This is a genomic window from Achromobacter sp. SD115, from assembly GCF_017355315.1.
GTDB classification, from domain to species: Bacteria; Pseudomonadota; Gammaproteobacteria; order Burkholderiales; family Burkholderiaceae_B; genus Achromobacter; species Achromobacter xylosoxidans_B.
The window spans coordinates 475,783-492,968 of record NZ_JADIJM010000001.1; the positions used below are offsets into that span (position 1 = coordinate 475,783).

General features: G+C 66.8%; 14 protein-coding genes. 5 read left to right on the forward strand and 9 right to left on the reverse strand.

All coding sequences use genetic code 11. From position 1 onward, the window contains the following. Positions 1-170: 170 nt before the first annotated feature. Entirely contained in the window at positions 171-1,076 is a 906-nt protein-coding gene (locus IPU70_RS02205; protein WP_207464561.1) for a LysR substrate-binding domain-containing protein, read from the forward strand. A 62-nt stretch (positions 1,077-1,138) separates the two neighbouring features. On the opposite strand, the gene IPU70_RS02210 is transcribed toward IPU70_RS02205, so the two are convergent. Together IPU70_RS02210 and IPU70_RS02215 are read right to left on the reverse strand one after the other, a co-directional pair. Further along, a complete protein-coding gene (locus IPU70_RS02210; protein WP_207464562.1) occupies positions 1,139-1,360 on the reverse strand; it encodes an XRE family transcriptional regulator in 222 nt (73 codons plus the stop codon). A gap of 195 nt (positions 1,361-1,555) precedes the next feature. Continuing rightward, positions 1,556-2,164: a TetR/AcrR family transcriptional regulator gene (locus IPU70_RS02215; RefSeq protein ID WP_207464564.1), complete on the reverse strand. Its 609-nt coding sequence runs from the start codon at positions 2,162-2,164 to the stop codon at positions 1,556-1,558. 104 nt (positions 2,165-2,268) lie between these two features. Here IPU70_RS02215 and IPU70_RS02220 point away from each other — a divergent pair, with 104 nt between their 5' ends. Then, complete coding sequence (locus tag IPU70_RS02220; RefSeq protein ID WP_207464565.1) at positions 2,269-3,552, forward strand: MFS transporter; 1,284 nt, start codon at positions 2,269-2,271, stop codon at positions 3,550-3,552. A gap of 63 nt (positions 3,553-3,615) precedes the next feature. Here IPU70_RS02220 and IPU70_RS02225 read toward each other — a convergent pair whose 3' ends face one another. Next, entirely contained in the window at positions 3,616-4,299 is a 684-nt protein-coding gene (locus IPU70_RS02225; protein WP_207464566.1) for a GntR family transcriptional regulator, read from the reverse strand. A 146-nt stretch (positions 4,300-4,445) separates the two neighbouring features. Here IPU70_RS02225 and IPU70_RS02230 point away from each other — a divergent pair, with 146 nt between their 5' ends. From IPU70_RS02230 to IPU70_RS02240, 3 genes are read left to right on the forward strand one after another with little or no spacing between them, the layout of a single operon-like run. After that, on the forward strand, positions 4,446-5,441 hold the full coding sequence (locus IPU70_RS02230) for a tripartite tricarboxylate transporter substrate binding protein (RefSeq protein WP_207464567.1): 996 nt from the start codon (positions 4,446-4,448) through the stop codon (positions 5,439-5,441). A 50-nt stretch (positions 5,442-5,491) separates the two neighbouring features. Beyond that, on the forward strand, positions 5,492-6,292 hold the full coding sequence (locus IPU70_RS02235; protein ID WP_207464568.1) for an enoyl-CoA hydratase/isomerase family protein: 801 nt from the start codon (positions 5,492-5,494) through the stop codon (positions 6,290-6,292). 20 nt (positions 6,293-6,312) lie between these two features. Beyond that, positions 6,313-7,563, forward strand: a complete 1,251-nt coding sequence (locus tag IPU70_RS02240) for a CaiB/BaiF CoA-transferase family protein (RefSeq protein WP_207464569.1) — start codon at positions 6,313-6,315, stop codon at positions 7,561-7,563. A 603-nt stretch (positions 7,564-8,166) separates the two neighbouring features. Here the strand turns inward: IPU70_RS02240 and IPU70_RS02245 are convergent. From IPU70_RS02245 to putA, 6 genes are all read right to left on the reverse strand, one after another. Then, positions 8,167-8,898, reverse strand: a complete 732-nt coding sequence (locus IPU70_RS02245) for an ABC transporter ATP-binding protein (protein WP_207464570.1) — start codon at positions 8,896-8,898, stop codon at positions 8,167-8,169. Next, a complete protein-coding gene (locus tag IPU70_RS02250; RefSeq protein WP_207464571.1) occupies positions 8,895-9,695 on the reverse strand; it encodes an ABC transporter ATP-binding protein in 801 nt (266 codons plus the stop codon). The genes IPU70_RS02245 and IPU70_RS02250 overlap by 4 nt, the downstream gene beginning before the upstream one ends. Next, on the reverse strand, positions 9,692-10,780 hold the full coding sequence (locus tag IPU70_RS02255; RefSeq protein ID WP_013394753.1) for an ABC transporter ATP-binding protein: 1,089 nt from the start codon (positions 10,778-10,780) through the stop codon (positions 9,692-9,694). The genes IPU70_RS02250 and IPU70_RS02255 overlap by 4 nt, the downstream gene beginning before the upstream one ends. Continuing rightward, complete coding sequence (locus tag IPU70_RS02260; protein WP_013394754.1) at positions 10,777-11,706, reverse strand: branched-chain amino acid ABC transporter permease; 930 nt, start codon at positions 11,704-11,706, stop codon at positions 10,777-10,779. Before IPU70_RS02260 ends, IPU70_RS02255 begins: the two co-directional genes overlap by 4 nt. Positions 11,707-11,864: 158 nt before the next feature. Continuing rightward, positions 11,865-13,010, reverse strand: coding sequence for a branched-chain amino acid ABC transporter substrate-binding protein (locus IPU70_RS02265; protein ID WP_013394755.1), 1,146 nt, complete (start codon positions 13,008-13,010; stop codon positions 11,865-11,867). Positions 13,011-13,247: 237 nt separating this feature from the next. Then, on the reverse strand, positions 13,248-17,069 hold the full coding sequence (gene putA / locus IPU70_RS02270) for a trifunctional transcriptional regulator/proline dehydrogenase/L-glutamate gamma-semialdehyde dehydrogenase (RefSeq protein ID WP_207464573.1): 3,822 nt from the start codon (positions 17,067-17,069) through the stop codon (positions 13,248-13,250). Positions 17,070-17,186 lie beyond the last annotated feature (117 nt).

The following is a 17,186-nucleotide window of genomic DNA, read 5'->3' on the forward strand; positions in this document are numbered from 1 at the left end:
GCCGTGCATGTGTGCGCAAGCCGGGGACTTTGGAGTGCGCCCGCTTCCGCAATCCTGCGCAACCGCCGCAGCACTCCCAGGGCGCATTCTAGGGATGCCTACGTAAACCGAAAAGCCAAAATTCTCTTATCATCGTTTCTATTTGGTTTACACATGAAGGGCGGTGCTCCATGAAACCCAAGCAGCTGCAAGCATTCGTCGCGGTCGCCACGCAACACAGCATTCGCGCCGCCGCCCGCGCCTTGGGCGTCTCGGCGCCCGCCGTGACCAAGATCGTGCGCGAACTGGAACGCGAACTCGGCGCCGCCCTGGTCGAACGCAGCGTCAAGGGCATCACGCTGACCGAATGCGGGGCGGCCCTGCTGCCCCGCGCGCAGCTGCTGCTGGACGACATGCGACGGGCGCGCGACGAGGTCGCTCAACTGCGCGACGGCAATGCCGGCCAGGTGCGCGTGGCGGTCAGCGCCGCGTTCGCGCAGACCTTGTTCATTCCGACGTTCCGGCGCTTGCGGGAACGGCGTCCCGGCGTCTCGCTGCACGTCAGCGAAGCCGGCCTGGCAGGCATTCTTTCGCGGCTGCGCGAGCCGCAGGTCGATTTCGCGGTCATGCATGCGGACCCGGAGCTGTTGCGGGACGAGTTCGAATGCCTGCCGCTGTTCCCGGTACGGCTGGTGGTCGGCATGCGCAGGCAACATCCCCTGCGCAACCGGCGCTCGATGCGCGAACTGCTCAACGCCGAATGGGCCTTGCCTGGCGATGGCGGCGACCCGCTATCGGCCACGACCCGACTGTTCGCGTCGTTGGGCATGCCGGTGCCGCCGCGCGTGGTGCAAGGCGATTCGCTCACCGCGGCCCTGGCCCTGGTCTCGCAGACGGATCATCTGGGACTGTTCGTGGAGCCGCTGGCGGACGCGGTCTTCAAAAACCTGGACATCCGGCGCCTGGAGCTTGACGATGCGCTGCCGGTCCTGCAGGTCTGCGTCATACAGCGCAAGGGCAGCGACCTGACGCCGGCCGCCAGGCAATTCATCGCCTGCCTGCGCGAAGTCCTGGACGAGACTCAACCGGCTCCATGAAAAACGCCGGCGGTTTGCCGGCGTTTTCGCTCGCGACGCTGCGCGCGTCGCTCTGGGATACTTCAATGATAGGCGGAGACCACCGGGTGCTGACGGCGGCCGGCGTCCATGTCGTGCAGCACTTCACCCACGGCGCCGCCGAAGGCCGCCAGGCGCACCTTCAGGCGCAGCCAACGCGAACCGGAACTGTGGCGGGACAGGCTTTCCGCGATGATGGCGTCATGAATCAGGGTACGTTCCAGCTCATCCGACATGCGGGCATTCTTCAGCGCGGTATCGCTCATGGTTCTCTCCTTGAGAAAGCGATGTGGAACAACACGAGTCCATCTTAGACCTGTGCTTGCTGCGTCGCAATAAATTTCTCAAGCATTTTTTTGTGCGTTGCGCAATGGGGACAAACACCAGAAATGGTGCACATATGCACTGCTGCCTGCACCTTGCTGGTGCCGCCCGCCCTCTCGATCCGGAGGCGCGCCGTATCAGGCCTGTGTCAGATGCGCCTGAATCAGCATGTCCGCCATCTGCGCAACCCGGCCGGCGGGTCCGCCTTCGCCAAAAAGCTGGCTGGAGACGAAGGCGCCCTCGAACAACAGCAACAGGCCGTCGCCCAGCGCGTCAGGGTCGGCCGCCCCCATGTCCGCCGCCATGGCGGCCAGGCGCCGGCGCAGCTCCGCCTTGTGCTCCACCGCCACGGCGCGCGCGGGATGACCGGCTTCGGGATACTCGACCGCCGCGTTCGTCAGGCCGCAGCCGCGGTATCCGCTCTGCACGGCCCGCCCGGCCAAGCCGGTCAGATAGTCCAGGATCTGCGCGCGAGGATTTCCCGGGTGCGCTTCGCAAGCCGCGTCAAAACGCGCCCAGAACTCAGCGTCGTAGTCGCGCAGATAGGCCGCCGCCAACTCGTCCTTGGACGAGAAGTTGCGGTATAGGCTGGGTTTGGTCACCCCCGCCTCGGTGACGATGGCGTCCACGCCCACCGCCCGGATGCCGTCCCGGTAGAACATTTCGCGCGCGGTCTTGCGGATGCGATCGGCCGCCAGTGGCGGCTTGGATGCGGGCCGGTCGGCGGCGGTGGTCTTGCTGGCCATGGATGGGCTCCTTTTCCGGATGACGGACGCGACGAGAAATTGCTTGACTATGTTACTGACCGGTACGTACTATTCGCAAATCCCATTACGTACCGGTCAGTAACATGAGTATAGCCCAGCCTCCCATTCCTTTCCGGCGCGCCGGCCAGAAGTACGCTTTCGTGGTCGTCGCGGTCATTTTCCTGTCCCTGCTGGTGTCGGCCGGCCTGCGCTCCTCGCCCAGCGTGTTGCTGGTGCCGCTGGAAGAAGCCTTTGGCTGGAGCCGCAGCACCATCTCCCTGGCTGCCGCGGTCGGCATCTTCCTGTATGGCATGGTCGGACCGTTCGCCGCTGCGGCGATGGAGCGTTTCGGCTTGCGGCGGGTGCTGATCGGCGCCCTCCTCGTGATGGCGGCGTCCAGCGCGGCCAGCGCCTTCATGACCGAATCCTGGCATCTGCTGCTGACCTGGGGCGTGTTTTCGGGCCTGGGTTCGGGAGCGGTGGCGGTAGTGCTGGGCGCGACCGTGGTCAACCGCTGGTTCACCAAGCACCGCGGCGTGATGATGGGCCTGTTGACCGCCAGTTCCGCCACCGGCACGCTGGTGTTCCTGCCGGTGCTGGCGGCGCTGGCCTCGTCGGGCGACTGGACCCGCGTGGTCTGGACCGTGGCGGCCGCGGCGGCGGCGCTGGTGCCGCTGGCCTGGTGGCTGGTGCCTGACCGTCCGTCCAGCGTCGGCCTGGTGCCGTTCGGCAGCGATCCGCATGCGCCGCCCGCGCCCGCCGCGCCGCGCACCGGCATGCTGGCCGCCACCTTCGGCGCGCTGGCGCGGGCCTCGCGCACCCGCACTTTCTGGTTCCTGTTCGCCACTTTCTTCGTTTGCGGCTTTACCACCAACGGCCTGGTGGGTACGCACCTGATCGCGCTTTGCGGCGACCATGGCATGCCCGAGGTGCAGGCCGCGGGCCTGCTGGCGCTGATGGGCATTTTCGACCTGATCGGCACCACGGCCTCCGGCTGGCTGACCGACCGCTACGATCCGCGCAAGCTGCTGTTCGTCTACTACGGCCTGCGCGGGCTGTCGCTGATCTACCTGCCCTATTCCGACTTTTCGTTCTACAGCCTGTCGATCTTCGCCATCTTCTTCGGCCTGGACTGGATCGCCACGGTGCCGCCCACCTTGCGCCTGACGACCGAAGCCTTCGGCGAGCGCGATGCCCCCATCGTGTTCGGCTGGATCGTCGCCGGCCACCAGCTGGGCGCCGCCAGCGCCGCCTGGATGGCGGGCGCCGTGCGCGAAGCGCAGGGCAGCTACCTGATGGCCTTCGTCATCTCCGGCATGACCGGCCTCATCGCCGCCGTCATCGCGCTGATGATAGGCAGGCAGCGCGCGGTGCCGCAGCCGGCCTGACCGCGATTGCGGGCGGCCCGCCGGCCCCCGGCCGGGCGCCGCCTGCGCAAATCACAGGCCTAGTCAGGCCTTGGCCACGCCACCCGCGCGCCCGCGCAAGTTATAGGTCTTCTTGCTGCCTACATGCTTGCGGATGAGCGACTCCGCAAGCTCGCCATCGCGCCGCATCAGCGCCTGGACGAAGGCCTCATGGTCGGCCACCGCCGCCGTCCATTCGTCGATATCGAAATTCGACTTGTAGCGCAGCGCCTGCACCTGCAGGTTGAACCTGTCATACGAATGCGTCAGCGCCGGGTTGTGGGCGGCGCGGTTGATGGCGATATGCGTGCCCATGCTGGCCGCGAAATACGCGCGGATGTCGCGCTGCTCATACCCCTGCAGCATCTGCGCGTGCAGCTGCGCGATCTGCGCCAGTTCCGCGTCCGTCGCGCGCTCGGCGGCGCTGCGCACCGCCAGCCCCTCCAGCACCGACAGCACATCGAAGATGTTCTCGACGTCATCGGCCGACAACTCGATCACCATCGCCCCGCGCTTGGGCTGCAAGGTCACCAGGCCATCAGAGGCCAGCATGCGGTAGGCCTCGCGCAGCGGCGTGCGCGAAATCTTCAACTGGTCGCACAGGTCCCGTTCGTTGAGCCAGGTGCCCGGCTTGAAGGTGCCGTCGATGATGAGCTGCCGCAGTTTCTCGGCCACCACGGCCGGCAGCGTGGGGTGATGGATGGCCAAATCGGGGACGGACTGATCCATAACTTCAGGGTTAGCCATGAGTTGTTGCCACTCGCTAATTCGACTATTTTTGTATCTGGTATACCAAACACCAGCGGCATACCAACCTGACCCCATCATAGATCAAGCAACACGCGGGCAGGCTTACAACCACCAAGGAGACCCACATGCACAAGCACGCTCGCGCCCGGGCCGGCGCCCTGGCATTGACCGCCAGCCTGGCCGCCGCCAGCCCCGCCCTGGCGCAGGACGCATCCAAATGGCCGGAGCGGCCAGTACGCCTGATCGTCGGTTTCGTGCCCGGCGGCGGCACCGACGTGTCGGCCCGCATCCTGTCCGCGCGCCTGTCCGCGCTGCTGGGCCAGCAGGTCGTGGTCGAGAACAAGCCCGGCGCATCCGGCCTGATCGCGGCCGACTTCGTGGCCAAGGCCGATCCGGACGGCTACACCCTGCTGCTCGCCAATATGCAGTCCACCGTCGCCGCGCCCTACGTGGTGCAGTCCAGCGTCGACCCGATCAAGGATTTCACGCCGGTGCGCTACATCGGCTCGGTGCCCAATGTGCTGGTGGTCAACCCGGCCAAGCACAGCTACGCCAGCGTGCAGAACCTGGTGGACGACGCCCGCGCCAAACCCAAGCAGCTGACCTACGCCTCTTCCGGCATGGGCAGCCCGCAGCACCTGAGCGCCGCGCGCTTCTCGCAGATCGCCGGTGTGAGCATGGAGCACGTGCCCTACAAGGGCAGCGGCCAGGCCATGACCGACCTGCTGGGCGGCAGCGTGGACATGAACTTCGATACCTTGCCCGGCGCCATCAACCAGATCCAGGCCGGCAAGCTGCGTCCGCTGGCCGTGACCAGCACGGAACGCAGCAAGCGCCTGCCCGACGTGCCCACGCTGGCGGAGTCCGGCATCAAGGGCCTGGACGTGGTGCAGTGGTACGCGGTGCTGGCCCCGGCCAAGCTGCCCAAGCCGGTCCTGGAGAAACTCGACCAGGCCCTGAGCCAGACCCTGGCCGATCCCGAGATCAAGGCCAAGCTGGCCGACCAGGGCATGGAACTGGGCGGCGGCCCCAACAATCCCGCGGCCTTCGCCAGCTACGTGCAGGATGAATGGAGCAAGTACGGCAAGCTCACCGCCAGCCTGGGCTTGACCAAGCAGTAACCCCGCAGCAACCCGGCGGGGGTGCGCCCCCGCCCAAGCAAAGGAACACCATGAGCGCTACCCCCACTTCCGATTCCTCCCCCATCCTGCGCCAGCGCGACGGCGACATCGTGACCGTGGTGCTGAACCGCCCGGAAAAGCTCAACGCCTTCACCATAGACAGCTGGCGGCTGCTGGGCGACACCTTCCTGGAGCTGGACGCCGACGACAGCGTGCGCTGCGTGCTGCTGCGCGGCGCGGGCGAAAAAGCCTTCTCCCCCGGCAACGACATCAGCGAATTCGAGACCGCCCGCAGCAACAAGCGCCAGGCCATCGAGTACGGCGCGGTCATGCGCCGGACCATAGAAGCCATCGGCAACTGCCGCCATCCCGTGGTGGCGCAAATACACGGCATCTGCGTGGGCGGGGGCATGGAGATCGCCAGCCTGGCCGACATCCGCATCTGCGGCGCGAGCTCGCGCTTCGGCGTGCCGATCAAGAACCTCGGGCTGGTGATGTCGTATTCGGAACTGGCGCCGCTGGTGCGCCTGGTCGGCCCGTCCGCGGCGCTGCAGGTGCTGCTGGAAGGCACCATCTTCGACGCGCAGGAAGCGCTGCGCCTGGGCGTGGTCACGCGCGTGACGCCCGATGACCAGGTCGCCGCGGAAGCCCAGGCCGCCGCGCGCCGCATCGCCGACGGCGCGCCGCTGGTGGCGCGCTGGCACAAGAAATTCATCCGCAACCTGGTGGATGGCCGCGCACTGACCGACGCCGACCGCGACGAAGCCTTCGACTGCTTCGACACCGAGGATTTCCGCACGGGCTACCAGGCCTTTCTGGCCAAGGCCAAGCCGCAATTCAATGCCCGCTGAACGCAGCGCAAGGAGGACTCATGCATAACGACACCCCGCGCGACACCCCGCGCCCGGCCGGCGCGCTCGCTGGCATGCGCGTGATCGAGCTGTCGCAGATCATGGCCGGCCCGACCTGCGGCATGATGCTGGCCGACATGGGCGCCGACGTCATCAAGGTTGAAAAGATCGACGGCGGCGACGATTCGCGCCAGTACCGCGACCCGCAGATCAACGGCATCTCGGCGCCCTACCTCATGCTCAACCGCAACAAGCGCGCCATCGCGTTGGACCTGAAGCACCCCGAAGGCAAGAAGGTCCTGCTGCGCATGATCCGCGAGGCCGACGTGGTGACCGAGAACTTCCGCAAGGGCACGATGGAAAAACTGGGCCTGGGCTACGAACGGCTGCGCCAGGAGAATCCGGGCCTGATCTATTGCGCGGTGTCGGGCTACGGCACCACGGGCCCCTATGCCGACAAGGGCGGTTTCGACCTGGTGGCGCAGGGCTTCTCCGGCCTGATGGCAATCACCGGCGAACCCGGCGGGCCGCCGCTGCGTACCGGCAATTCGGTCGCAGACATCAACGCCGGCCTGCTGGCGGCCTTCGGCGTGCTGGCGGCCTATCAGCACAAGCAGCGCACCGGCGAAGGCCAGATCGTGGAAACGTCATTGCTGGAAGCCAGCCTGCAGCAGCTGTACTGGCATGCCGCGATCTATTTCGGCAGCGGCGTCTCGCCCGGCCCCACGGGATCGGCGCACGTGCTGAGCGCGCCCTACCAGGCCTTTCCCACCGCGACCGACTGGATCATCATCGGCGGCGCCAACGAGAAGAACTGGCAGCGCATCACCCAGGCGCTGGGCAAGCCGGAATGGGCCGAAGATCCGCGCTACGCGCGCAACCGCGACCGCATGCAGAACCGCGATCAGCTGGTGGAAGAAATGTCCGCCATCCTGAAGAGCCGCAGCGCGCAGGAATGGCTGGACGTTTTCGACAAGGCCGGCGTGCCCGCCGGGCCGGTGCATTCGATCGCGCAGGCGTTGTCGCATCCGCAAACGCTGGCGCGCGGCATGGTGGTGGAACAGGATCACCCGGTGGCCGGCAAGGTGCGCACCGTAGGGATGCCCGTAAAGCTGTCGGCCACGCCCGCGCAATACCACCGCGCGGCGCCCAGGCTGGGCGAAGACACCATCGCGATCCTGGGAGAGTTCGGCTATGGCCAGCAGGAAATCGACGCACTGATCGAGGCGGGCGTGGTCACGGCCGTGGACCGTGAACGCGCATCGGTTTAGGGCATTTTTGGCGACTTGCTGACGGTCGGTTTTGTGAGGCGGGGTTCTTGAGTCGCCGGCGTCCGGACTGCGGGATTCCGATGCTCGCCCCGGTGGGGCTGCGCTTCGGATCCCTCCGCCCGGCCACCGGCTCAAGGCATCTGCCCATGCACGGGGTCCAAAACCAACGCATTAGGCGACTGCCAGCCGAGGACCCCGGAGCCATCCGAAGCGCAGCCCCACCGGGGCGAGCATCGGAATGGCGCAGGGCAGCCTCGGCGGCTAAAGAACCCTGACATCCGCAAGCTGTGAGCCCTACCGCCCCGCACTTCGGTTTTGTGAGGCAGGGTTCTTGAGTCGCCGGTGTCCGGACTGCGGGATTCCGATGCTCGCCCCGGTGGGGCTGCGCTTCGGATCCCTCCGCCCGGCCACCGGCTCAAGGCATCTGCCCATGAACGGGGTCCGAAACCACCGCATCAGGCGACTGCCAGCCGAGGACCCCGGAGCCATCCGAAGCGCAGCCCCAGCGGGGCGAGCATCGGAATGGCGCAGGGCAGCCTCGGCGACTAAAGAACCCTGACATCCGCAAGCTCAAAGCCCTCGCACCCAAGATCCGGCCACGCCCTACTCAGACTCGCCCAGATAAGCCGCGCGCACTTTGGGATCGTGCAGCATGTCGCCAGCGGGACCGGACAGGATGATCTCGCCCGATTCCATCACGTAGCCGCGATGGCTGTTTTCCAGCGCCAGGCGCGCGTTCTGCTCGATCAGCAGAATGGTGACGCCTTCGCTGGCGATGGTGCGCACCACCTCGAAGACCTTCTCCACCATCAGCGGCGCCAAGCCCATCGAGGGCTCGTCCAGCAGCAGCAGCTTGGGACGCGCGATCATGGCGCGGCCCATCGCCACCATTTGCTGTTCACCGCCCGACAAGGTGCCGGCCGCCTGCTTGCGACGCTCGGCCAGGCGCGGGAACAAGGTGAAAACGCGGTCGGTGTCTTGGCGGATCTGGGCCGCGTCGCGGCGGATGTAGGCCCCCATCGCCAGGTTTTCCTCGATCGTGAGCTGGCCGAAGATGCCCCGTCCTTCCGGCACCATGACCAGGCCGCGGCGCACCAGCTCATGCGACTTCTGACCGCCGACGGACTGGCCGCCGTAGACCACTTCACCGCCCGCCAGCGGCACCAGTCCGCAGATGGCGCGCAGCGTGGTGCTCTTGCCGGCGCCGTTCGCGCCGATCAGGCAGACCAGCTCGCCTTCGTCCACGCGCAGATCGATGCCGCGCACGGCGCGGATGCCGCCATAGGAAACCTGCAGGCCCCGCAATTCCAGTAGGGGTTGGGATACTGCCGTCATGCCGGGCGCTCCTGATGAATCTGCGGATCCTGCGCGGCGCCGGCGCCCAGATACGCTTCAATGACCTTGGGGTCGCGCTGCACCTGGGCGGGTTTGCCCATGGCCAGCACCTTGCCGTATTCCAGCACCAGCACGCGGTCGCACAGGCCCATGACCAGCTTCATGTCGTGCTCGATCAGCAGCACGGTGACGCCGTCGGTGCGGATCTTTTCGACCAGCTTGCGCAGCACCACGGTTTCCGACGCGTTCATGCCGGCCGCCGGTTCGTCCAGCGCCAGCAGCTTGGGATCGGTGGCCAGGGCCCGCGCGATCTCCAGGCGCCGCTGGTCGCCGTAAGGCAGCGAGCGGGCGACGTCGTTGGCGCGGTGGCCGATGCCGACGTAGTCCAGCAATTCCTGCGCCCGCGCTTCCGTCGCGGCCTCTTCGGCGCGCGTGCCTCGCGTGCGCAGCACGGCGCCGAACACGCCGGACTTGGTGCGCATGTGGCGGCCGATCATCACGTTCTCGATCGCGCTCAGGTTGGCGAACAGACGGATGTTCTGGAAGGTGCGCGCCAGTCCGGCAAAGGCGACTTCATGCGGCTTCTTGCCAGACATGGACTCGCCATTGAAGGTGCAGCTGCCCTCTTCCGGGATGTATAGGCCGGTCAGCACATTGAACAGCGTGGTCTTGCCCGCGCCGTTCGGGCCGATCAGGCCGTAGATCTCGCCCTGTTCGATATCGAAGCTGACGTCCGACAGCGCCTGCAGGCCGCCGAAGCGCTTGCCCAGTCCCTGGGCTTGCAGCAGTTTGCTCATGCCGCGCCTCCCTGGGTCTTGGTCGCCAGTTCACGCTTGCGCACCGCCGACGGCCACAGGCCGGCCGGACGGAACAGCATCACGCACACCATGGCCAGGCCAAACAGCAGCATGCGTATGCCTTCGGGGTCCAGCACCACGGCGCCGAACAGCATGTGCTGCACCGGTTCGACCACGGCGCGCAGGAATTCCGGCAACGCGGCCAGGATCAGCGCCCCCAGGATCACGCCCGGAATGTGGCCCATGCCGCCCAGCACCACCATGCACAGGATCGAGATGGATTCCATCAGCGAGAAGCTCTCGGGGCTGACGAAGCCCTGCATCGACGCGAACAAGGCGCCCGCCACGCCGCCGAACGACGCGCCCATGGCGAACGCCAGCAGCTTGATGTTGCGGGTATTGATGCCCATGGCCTTGGCCGCGATCTCGTCTTCGCGGATCGCTTCCCAGGCGCGGCCGATGCGCGAATTCTGCAGGCGCACGCAGACCACCACGATGATCAGCGTGATCGCCAGCAGCAGGTAGTAGTACTTTTCCGGCCCGGTCACGCGCAGGCCCAACAGGCTTTCCGTGCGGCCGAAGGCGAACTCGCCCACCTTGAAGGTATCGATGCGATTGATGCCCTGCGGCCCGTTGGTGATGTTGACCGGCGCGTTCAGGTTGTTCAGGAAGATGCGGATGATTTCCCCGAAACCCAGGGTGACGATGGCCAGATAGTCCCCTCGAAGCTTGAGCGTGGGCGCCCCCAGCAACACGCCGAACAGGCAGGCCACCGCCAGCGCGATCGGCAGGATGGCCCAGAACGGCAGGTGCAGGCCGAAGTGCGGCGAAGCCAGCAGCGCCCAGGTATAGGCGCCCACCGCGTAGAACGCGATATAGCCCAGGTCCAGCAGCCCCGCGAAGCCCACCACGATGTTCAGACCCAGCGACAGCATCACGTACAGCAGGGCGAAGTTCAGGATGCGCACCCAGCTCTGGCCGGCCATGCCGATCACGAAGGGCAGCACCGCCAGCACCACGCCGATCAGCGCGATGCCGATCAGGTTGCGGGTGGAGAACCCGCTGCTTTTCAGGTTTGCGCTCATGCCCGGTCTCCCACGCGTTCGCCCAGCAGGCCGGACGGACGGAAGATCAGCACCAGCACCAACACGAAGAACGCGAACACGTCCTGGTAGTGGCTGCCGAGGAAGCCGCCAGTCAGGTCGCCGATATAGCCCGCGCCCAGCGATTCGATGATGCCCAGCAGCAGGCCGCCCGCCATGGCGCCGACCAGGTTGCCGATGCCGCCCAGCACAGCGGCCGTGAAGGCCTTCAGGCCCAGCATGAAGCCCATGGTGTATTGCGACACGCCGTAGTAGGTGGCGACCATCATGCCAGCCACGGCGGCCAGCGCCGAACCGATCAGGAACGCCGCCGAAATCACGGTGTTGATGTTCACGCCCATCAGCCCGGCCACTTCGCGGTTCTGCGCGGTGGCGCGCATCGCCGTGCCCAGGCGGGTCTTGTGCACCACCGCCAGCAGCCCACCCATGATCAGCGCCGCGATCACCACGATGGCGATCTGCAGCGAACTCATGCGCGCGCCTGCAATCTCGAACACCTGCGGCGACAGCACCTGCGGGAAGTTCAGGTAGTTGCGGCCCCAGCCCATCATGGCCACGTTCTGCAAAATGATGGACACGCCGATGGCGGTGATCAGGGCAGCCAGGCGCGGCGCGCGGCGCAGCGGCCGGTAGGCGACGCGCTCGGCGGTCCAGCCCACGGCCATGCACAGCGGCACGGACACCAGCAAGCCGACGCCCAGCACCACGAAGGCCGAGGTCGAAGGGTCGCCGCCCACCAGCGAGATGGCGATGGTGGTCGCCGCCATCGCGCCTATCATGACGACGTCGCCATGGGCGAAGTTGATCAGCCCGATGATGCCGTAGACCATGGTGTAGCCCAGGGCGACCAGGGCGTACACGCTACCTAGCGTGACGCCGTTAATCAGTTGTTGAATGAAGATATCCATAGGGGCCGCGGAAATAAGCCTGGAAAAATCGCGCGGATCGCGCGGTGGCGGCCCTCGGGGCCTGCCACGGCGCCGCGCATGGCGCGCGCCGGGCGGCGCGCACGCTGCGATGTGGGCGGGAAGCGGCTGCGCCGTCTCCCCGCTCCGGTCTAGCCGCCTTAGTTGGCCTGGCTGACCATCGTTTCAACCATCTCCCACTTGCCGTTCTTGACTTCGTAGATGGTGACCGAGATTTCCTTCAGGTCGCCCTTGGCGTCGTAGGAAATGTGCTCGCTGGTTGCGCCCTTGCGATTCAGCTTGGCCAGGGCCGGCAGGTACTTCTCGGGCTTGGCCGAGCCGGCCTGCTCGATGGCGGCGATCATGTTCCAGGCGCCGTCATAGGCGTAGGGAGCATAGACGCCGGGGGCCTTCTTGAAACGCGCCTGGTAGCGCTGCTCGAAGTCCTTGCCTGCCGCCATCTTGTCCAGCGGCACGCCGGCCAGCGAGGCGTAGGTGCCGTCGGCGGCGTCGCCAGCCAGCTTGATGAAGGTGTCGCTGCGGGTCATTTCGCCCGAGACCAGCGGCGCCTTCAGGCCCAGCGTCGCCAGCTGGCGCTTCATGGGACCGGATTGCGCGTCCAGGCCGCCATAGAAAATGGCGTCGGGCGCGGAGCCCTTGATGTTGGTCAGGATGGCGGTGAAGTCGTTGGCCTTGTCGGTGGTGTATTCGCGGCGCACGACCTGGCCGCCGGCGGCCTTGACGGCCTTCTCGACCTCGTCGGCCAGGCCCTGGCCGTAGGCGGTGCGGTCGTCGATGATCGCGACCTTCTTGGCCTTCAGGCTTTCCACCATGAACTTGCCGACCGCGGCGCCCTGCTGGGTGTCGCTGGTCATCATGCGGAAGGTGGTTTCGTAGCCTTGCTTGGTGTATTCGGGCGACGTGGCCATGGCGATCTGGGGCAGACCGGCTTCATGGTAGACGCGCGAAGCGGGGATGGTCGTACCCGAATTGAAGTGGCCCAGGATGCCGACCACGTCCTGGTCAACCAGTTGCTGGGCGACCTGCACGCCGACGCGGGGATCGGCCTGGTCGTCGCGCGACACCAGCACGAACTTGGCGGTTTCGCCGTCGACCTTGATGCCCTTCTTGTTGGCTTCTTCCAGGGCCAGGTTCAGGCCGTTCTGCATGTCCTCGCCATAGTGCGACTGCGGACCGGTGAGCGGTGCGGCAAAACCGAACTTGACGTCGGCGGCCTGCGCGGAGGCGGCCATGCCGGCGGCGGCGATGCTGGCGGCGAGAAGCTTCAAAGTGGTGCGGAACTTCATGGGTATCCTCCGAGTGTCGGACTTAAGACCTTGTTATACCTGAGCTTTTAGCCAGGCCTTTGGTTTTTCACTACTGCAAGCCCGATGTAGCGGGAGCTTGCGCATGCAGGTTCTGCAAAATCCGGAAGCCGGGTTGCGACTTCCGAATTTGAGGTGCGACCGGATTTTGCTTCCAGTGCAACCTTGGCCGATATTGGAGATAACCCTTGGATACCCACGGGTTGCCCTGTAGCGGCCTCAACCGATGGTCATGAGGCTGGCGTTGCCTCCCGCGGCCGCCGTGTTGACGCTGATCGAACGCTCCGTCAACAGCCGCTCCGGCACATAGCCGGCACCGGCCGCGATCGCGTCGGAAGTCAGACCATGTACCGACAGGATGGCGCCCGGGCGCTGGGCGATGCGCTGGTTCAGCGCCTGCAGCGCGTCGCCATCGCCTTCGAACAGCACGGCCTGGTAATCCGCCTGGTCGACCTCGTCGTCGGCCAGGATGCCCGCCTGCTCCTGCTGGCTGGCGTCCAGCGACGCCAGCAGCGCCTGCGCCGCGGGCGTGTCCGCGAACCAGGCATGGTTGCCGGTCAGCTTGGCGACCGACCACTGCGCCCGCGCGCCGGCCTCGGTGGCAGCCACGCAATAGACCGCACCGCGCGGTTCGACCATATAAGTGTTGGTCTCGCCGGTCGGCCCCGGCAGCGCAATGCGCTGCGGCAGCGGCGCCGCCGCGTCCAGCGCCGGCGGCAAGCCTGCCGGACGCGTGCCCAGCAGGCGGTACATGTAGAGCGGGCCGCCGGCCTTGGGACCGGTGCCGGACAGGCATTCGCCGCCGAAGGGCTGCACGCCCACCACCGCGCCCACGATATTGCGGTTGACGTAGACGTTGCCCGCATGGACCTGGCCGGTCACGTGCGCAATGGTTTCGTCGATGCGGGTATGCACGCCGAAGGTCAGGCCATAGCCGGTGCCATTGATGGCGTCCAGCAAGGCGTCCAGTTCGTCGCGCCGGTAGCGCACCACGTGCAGCACCGGGCCGAACACTTCGCGCGTCAGTTCGCTGACGTTGTCGATTTCGATGATGGTGGGCGGCACGAAGGTGCCGTGGCGGCATTCGCCGTTGAGCTCCACCTGGTCCACGCGATGGCCCGCGGTGCGCATCGTCTCGATGTGCCGCTGGATGCCGTTGCGCGCTTCGGTGTCGATCACGGGACCCACGTCTACCGACAAGCGGTCGGGATTGCCCACGCTCAGTTCGCGCATCGCGCCGCGCAGCATGGTCAGCACATGCTCGGCATTGTCTTCCTGCACGCACAGCACGCGCAGCGCTGAACAGCGCTGGCCGGCCGAATCGAAGGCCGAAGTCAGCACGTCGAACACGACCTGCTCGGACAGCGCCGAGGAATCCACCACCATGGCGTTCTGGCCGCCGGTTTCGGCGATCAGCGGAATGGTGTGGCCGTGGTCGTCCAGGCGGTCCGCCAGCGTGCGTGCGATGACGCGCGCGACGTCGGTGGAGCCGGTGAACATCACACCGCGCACGCCCGGGCTGGCAACCAGCTGGGCGCCCACGGTTTCGCCGCGGCCCGGCAGCAGCTGCACGGCGCCTGCGGGCACGCCTGCCGCTCGCAGGATGGCCACGGCTTGCGCGGCAATCAGCGGCGTCTGTTCGGCCGGCTTGGCCAACACCGTGTTGCCGGCGGCCAGCGCCGCCGCGATCTGGCCGGTGAAGATGGCCAGCGGGAAATTCCACGGGCTGATGCACAGCACGGTGCCCAGCGGGCGGTGCGTGTCGTTGCTGAATTCGGTTTCGGCCTGGTCCGCGTAGTAGCGCAGGAAGTCAACCGCCTCGCGCACTTCGGCGATGGCGTTGGGCAGCGACTTGCCGGCCTCGCGCACGATCAGGCCGAGCAAGGTCTGCATCTGCTCTTCCAGCAGTTGCGCGGCGCGGCGCAGACACTGGGCGCGCTCCGCCACCGGCGTGGATTGCCAGATCGGAGCGGCGTTGGCGGCGGCGCGCAGCGCGGCCTCGGCCTCGTCCGTCTGCGCCTCGACCACATGGCCCACCACGTCGCGCAGATTGGCCGGGTTGCGGACTTCCATGGCGCGGGAAGCATCCCAGGCTTCGTCGCCTTCGCCCAGCATGGGCCCGGCGCGCCAAGGCATGCCGGCGCTGGCCAGCAGGGCCGCGGACAGCGAACCCAGGCGATGCTCGTTGCTCAGGTCCAGGCCGGCCGAGTTGGCGCGGGCGCCCTCTTGCAGATCGCCATAGAGTTCGCGCGGCAGCGGGATCTTCTCGTGCGGCGCGCCCAGCGGCACGATGCGCGCGGCGGCCTCAACGGGGTCGGCCAGCAGGTGCTCGACCGGAATGCTCTCGTCGCCGATCAGGTTCACGAACGAGGTGTTGGCGCCGTTTTCCAGCAGGCGCCGCACCAGGTAGGCCAGCAAGGTTTCATGGGTGCCGACCGGCGCGTAGATACGGCAGGGACGGTTCAGCTTGCCTTGGGACAGCGGCCCCACGACTTCGTCGTACAGCGGCTCGCCCATGCCGTGCAGGCACTGGAACTCGTACTGGCCCGGGTAGTAATTCTGCCCGGCCAGTTGATAGACCGCGGCCAGCGTGTAGGCGTTGTGCGTGGCGAATTGCGGATACACCGCCTCGGGCGCGCCCAGCAGCTTGCGGGCGCAGGCCAGGTAAGCCACGTCCGTGTACAGCTTGCGGGTATAGACCGGATAGCCTTCCAGGCCGTCGACTTGGGCGCGCTTGATCTCGCTGTCCCAGTAGGCGCCCTTGACCAGGCGCACCATCACGCGGTGGCGGCTGCGGCGGGCCAGGTCGATCACGTAGTCGATCACGAAGGGCGCCCGCTTCTGGTAGGCCTGGATGACAAACCCGATGCCGTTCCAGCCGTCCAGCTCGGGCTCGAAACAGAGCGCCTCCAGCAGGTCCAGCGAGATTTCCAAGCGGTCGGCTTCTTCGGCGTCGATGTTCAGGCCGATGTCGTAGCTGCGCGCCAGCACGGTCAGCGCCTTCACGCGCGGCAGCAGTTCGGCCATCACGCGTTCGCGCTGGCCGCGCGAGTAACGCGGGTGCAGCGCCGACAGCTTGATCGAGATGCCCGGACCTTCATAGATGCCGCGACCGGCGGCAGCCTTGCCGATGGCATGGATGGCCTGTTCGTACGAGGCGTAATAACGGTCGGCATCCTCGGCCGTGGTGGCGGCCTCGCCCAGCATGTCGTAGGAATAGCGGAAGCCGCGGGCTTCCATCTTGCGGTTGTTGGCCAGCGCTTCGGAGATGGTCTGGCCCGACACGAACTGCTCGCCCATCATGCGCATGGCCATGTTCACGCCCTTGCGCACCAGCGGTTCGCCGCCCTTGCCGATCAGGCGGGTCAGCGCCTTGGACAGCGACTGTTCGCTGCTCACGGCCACCAGCTTGCCGGTGATCATCAGCCCCCAGGTGGCGGCGTTGACGAACAGCGATTGCGAGCCGCCCATGTGCGACTTCCAGTCGCCGCGGGCAACCTTGTCGCGGATCAGCGCGTCGCGCGTGGCGCGGTCGGGAATGCGCAGCAGCGCTTCGGCCAGGCACATCAGCGCCACGCCTTCCTGGCTGGACAGCGAAAACTCCTGGATCAGCCCTTCCACCCCGCCGCCGCTGCGCTTGCCGCGCAGCTTCTTGACCAGGTCGGCGGCCATGGCATGGATCTTTTCCAGATTGGGCATGCGGGCCTGGCCTAGCAGCAGCGGCACGCACTCAGGCTCGGGACGCCGGTAGGCGGCGGTGATGGCCGCGCGCAGCACCGACTGCGGTTGCACGTCCTGGCCGAATTCGTAGAACGGCGGCGTGGGCGCCGCATGGCCCTCGCCCGCTTCGTCCTCGCCGCCTGCGTCCATGCCCAGGTGGGACATCTCGGCGGGCAGGTGGCCGCGCTCGATCTTGTCCAGGTAGGAGAGAATCGCCTGCTTGTGCAGCCAGTGCGGCGTGCAGTTGAGTTTTTGCGCGGCGGCCTTCAGCCGGTCGCGGAGCGCGTCGTCGACTTTAACGCCTAGGGTCGTGCTGGCCATAAGAGATTGCTTCCTGTCGCATGGCAAAGGTGATACCGGGCCCTAGCGGGACCCGGTATGGGTAGGACCGTATGCTAGACAGGTTGCAACTTGGTTTGCACTATGGTTAACCCTAGG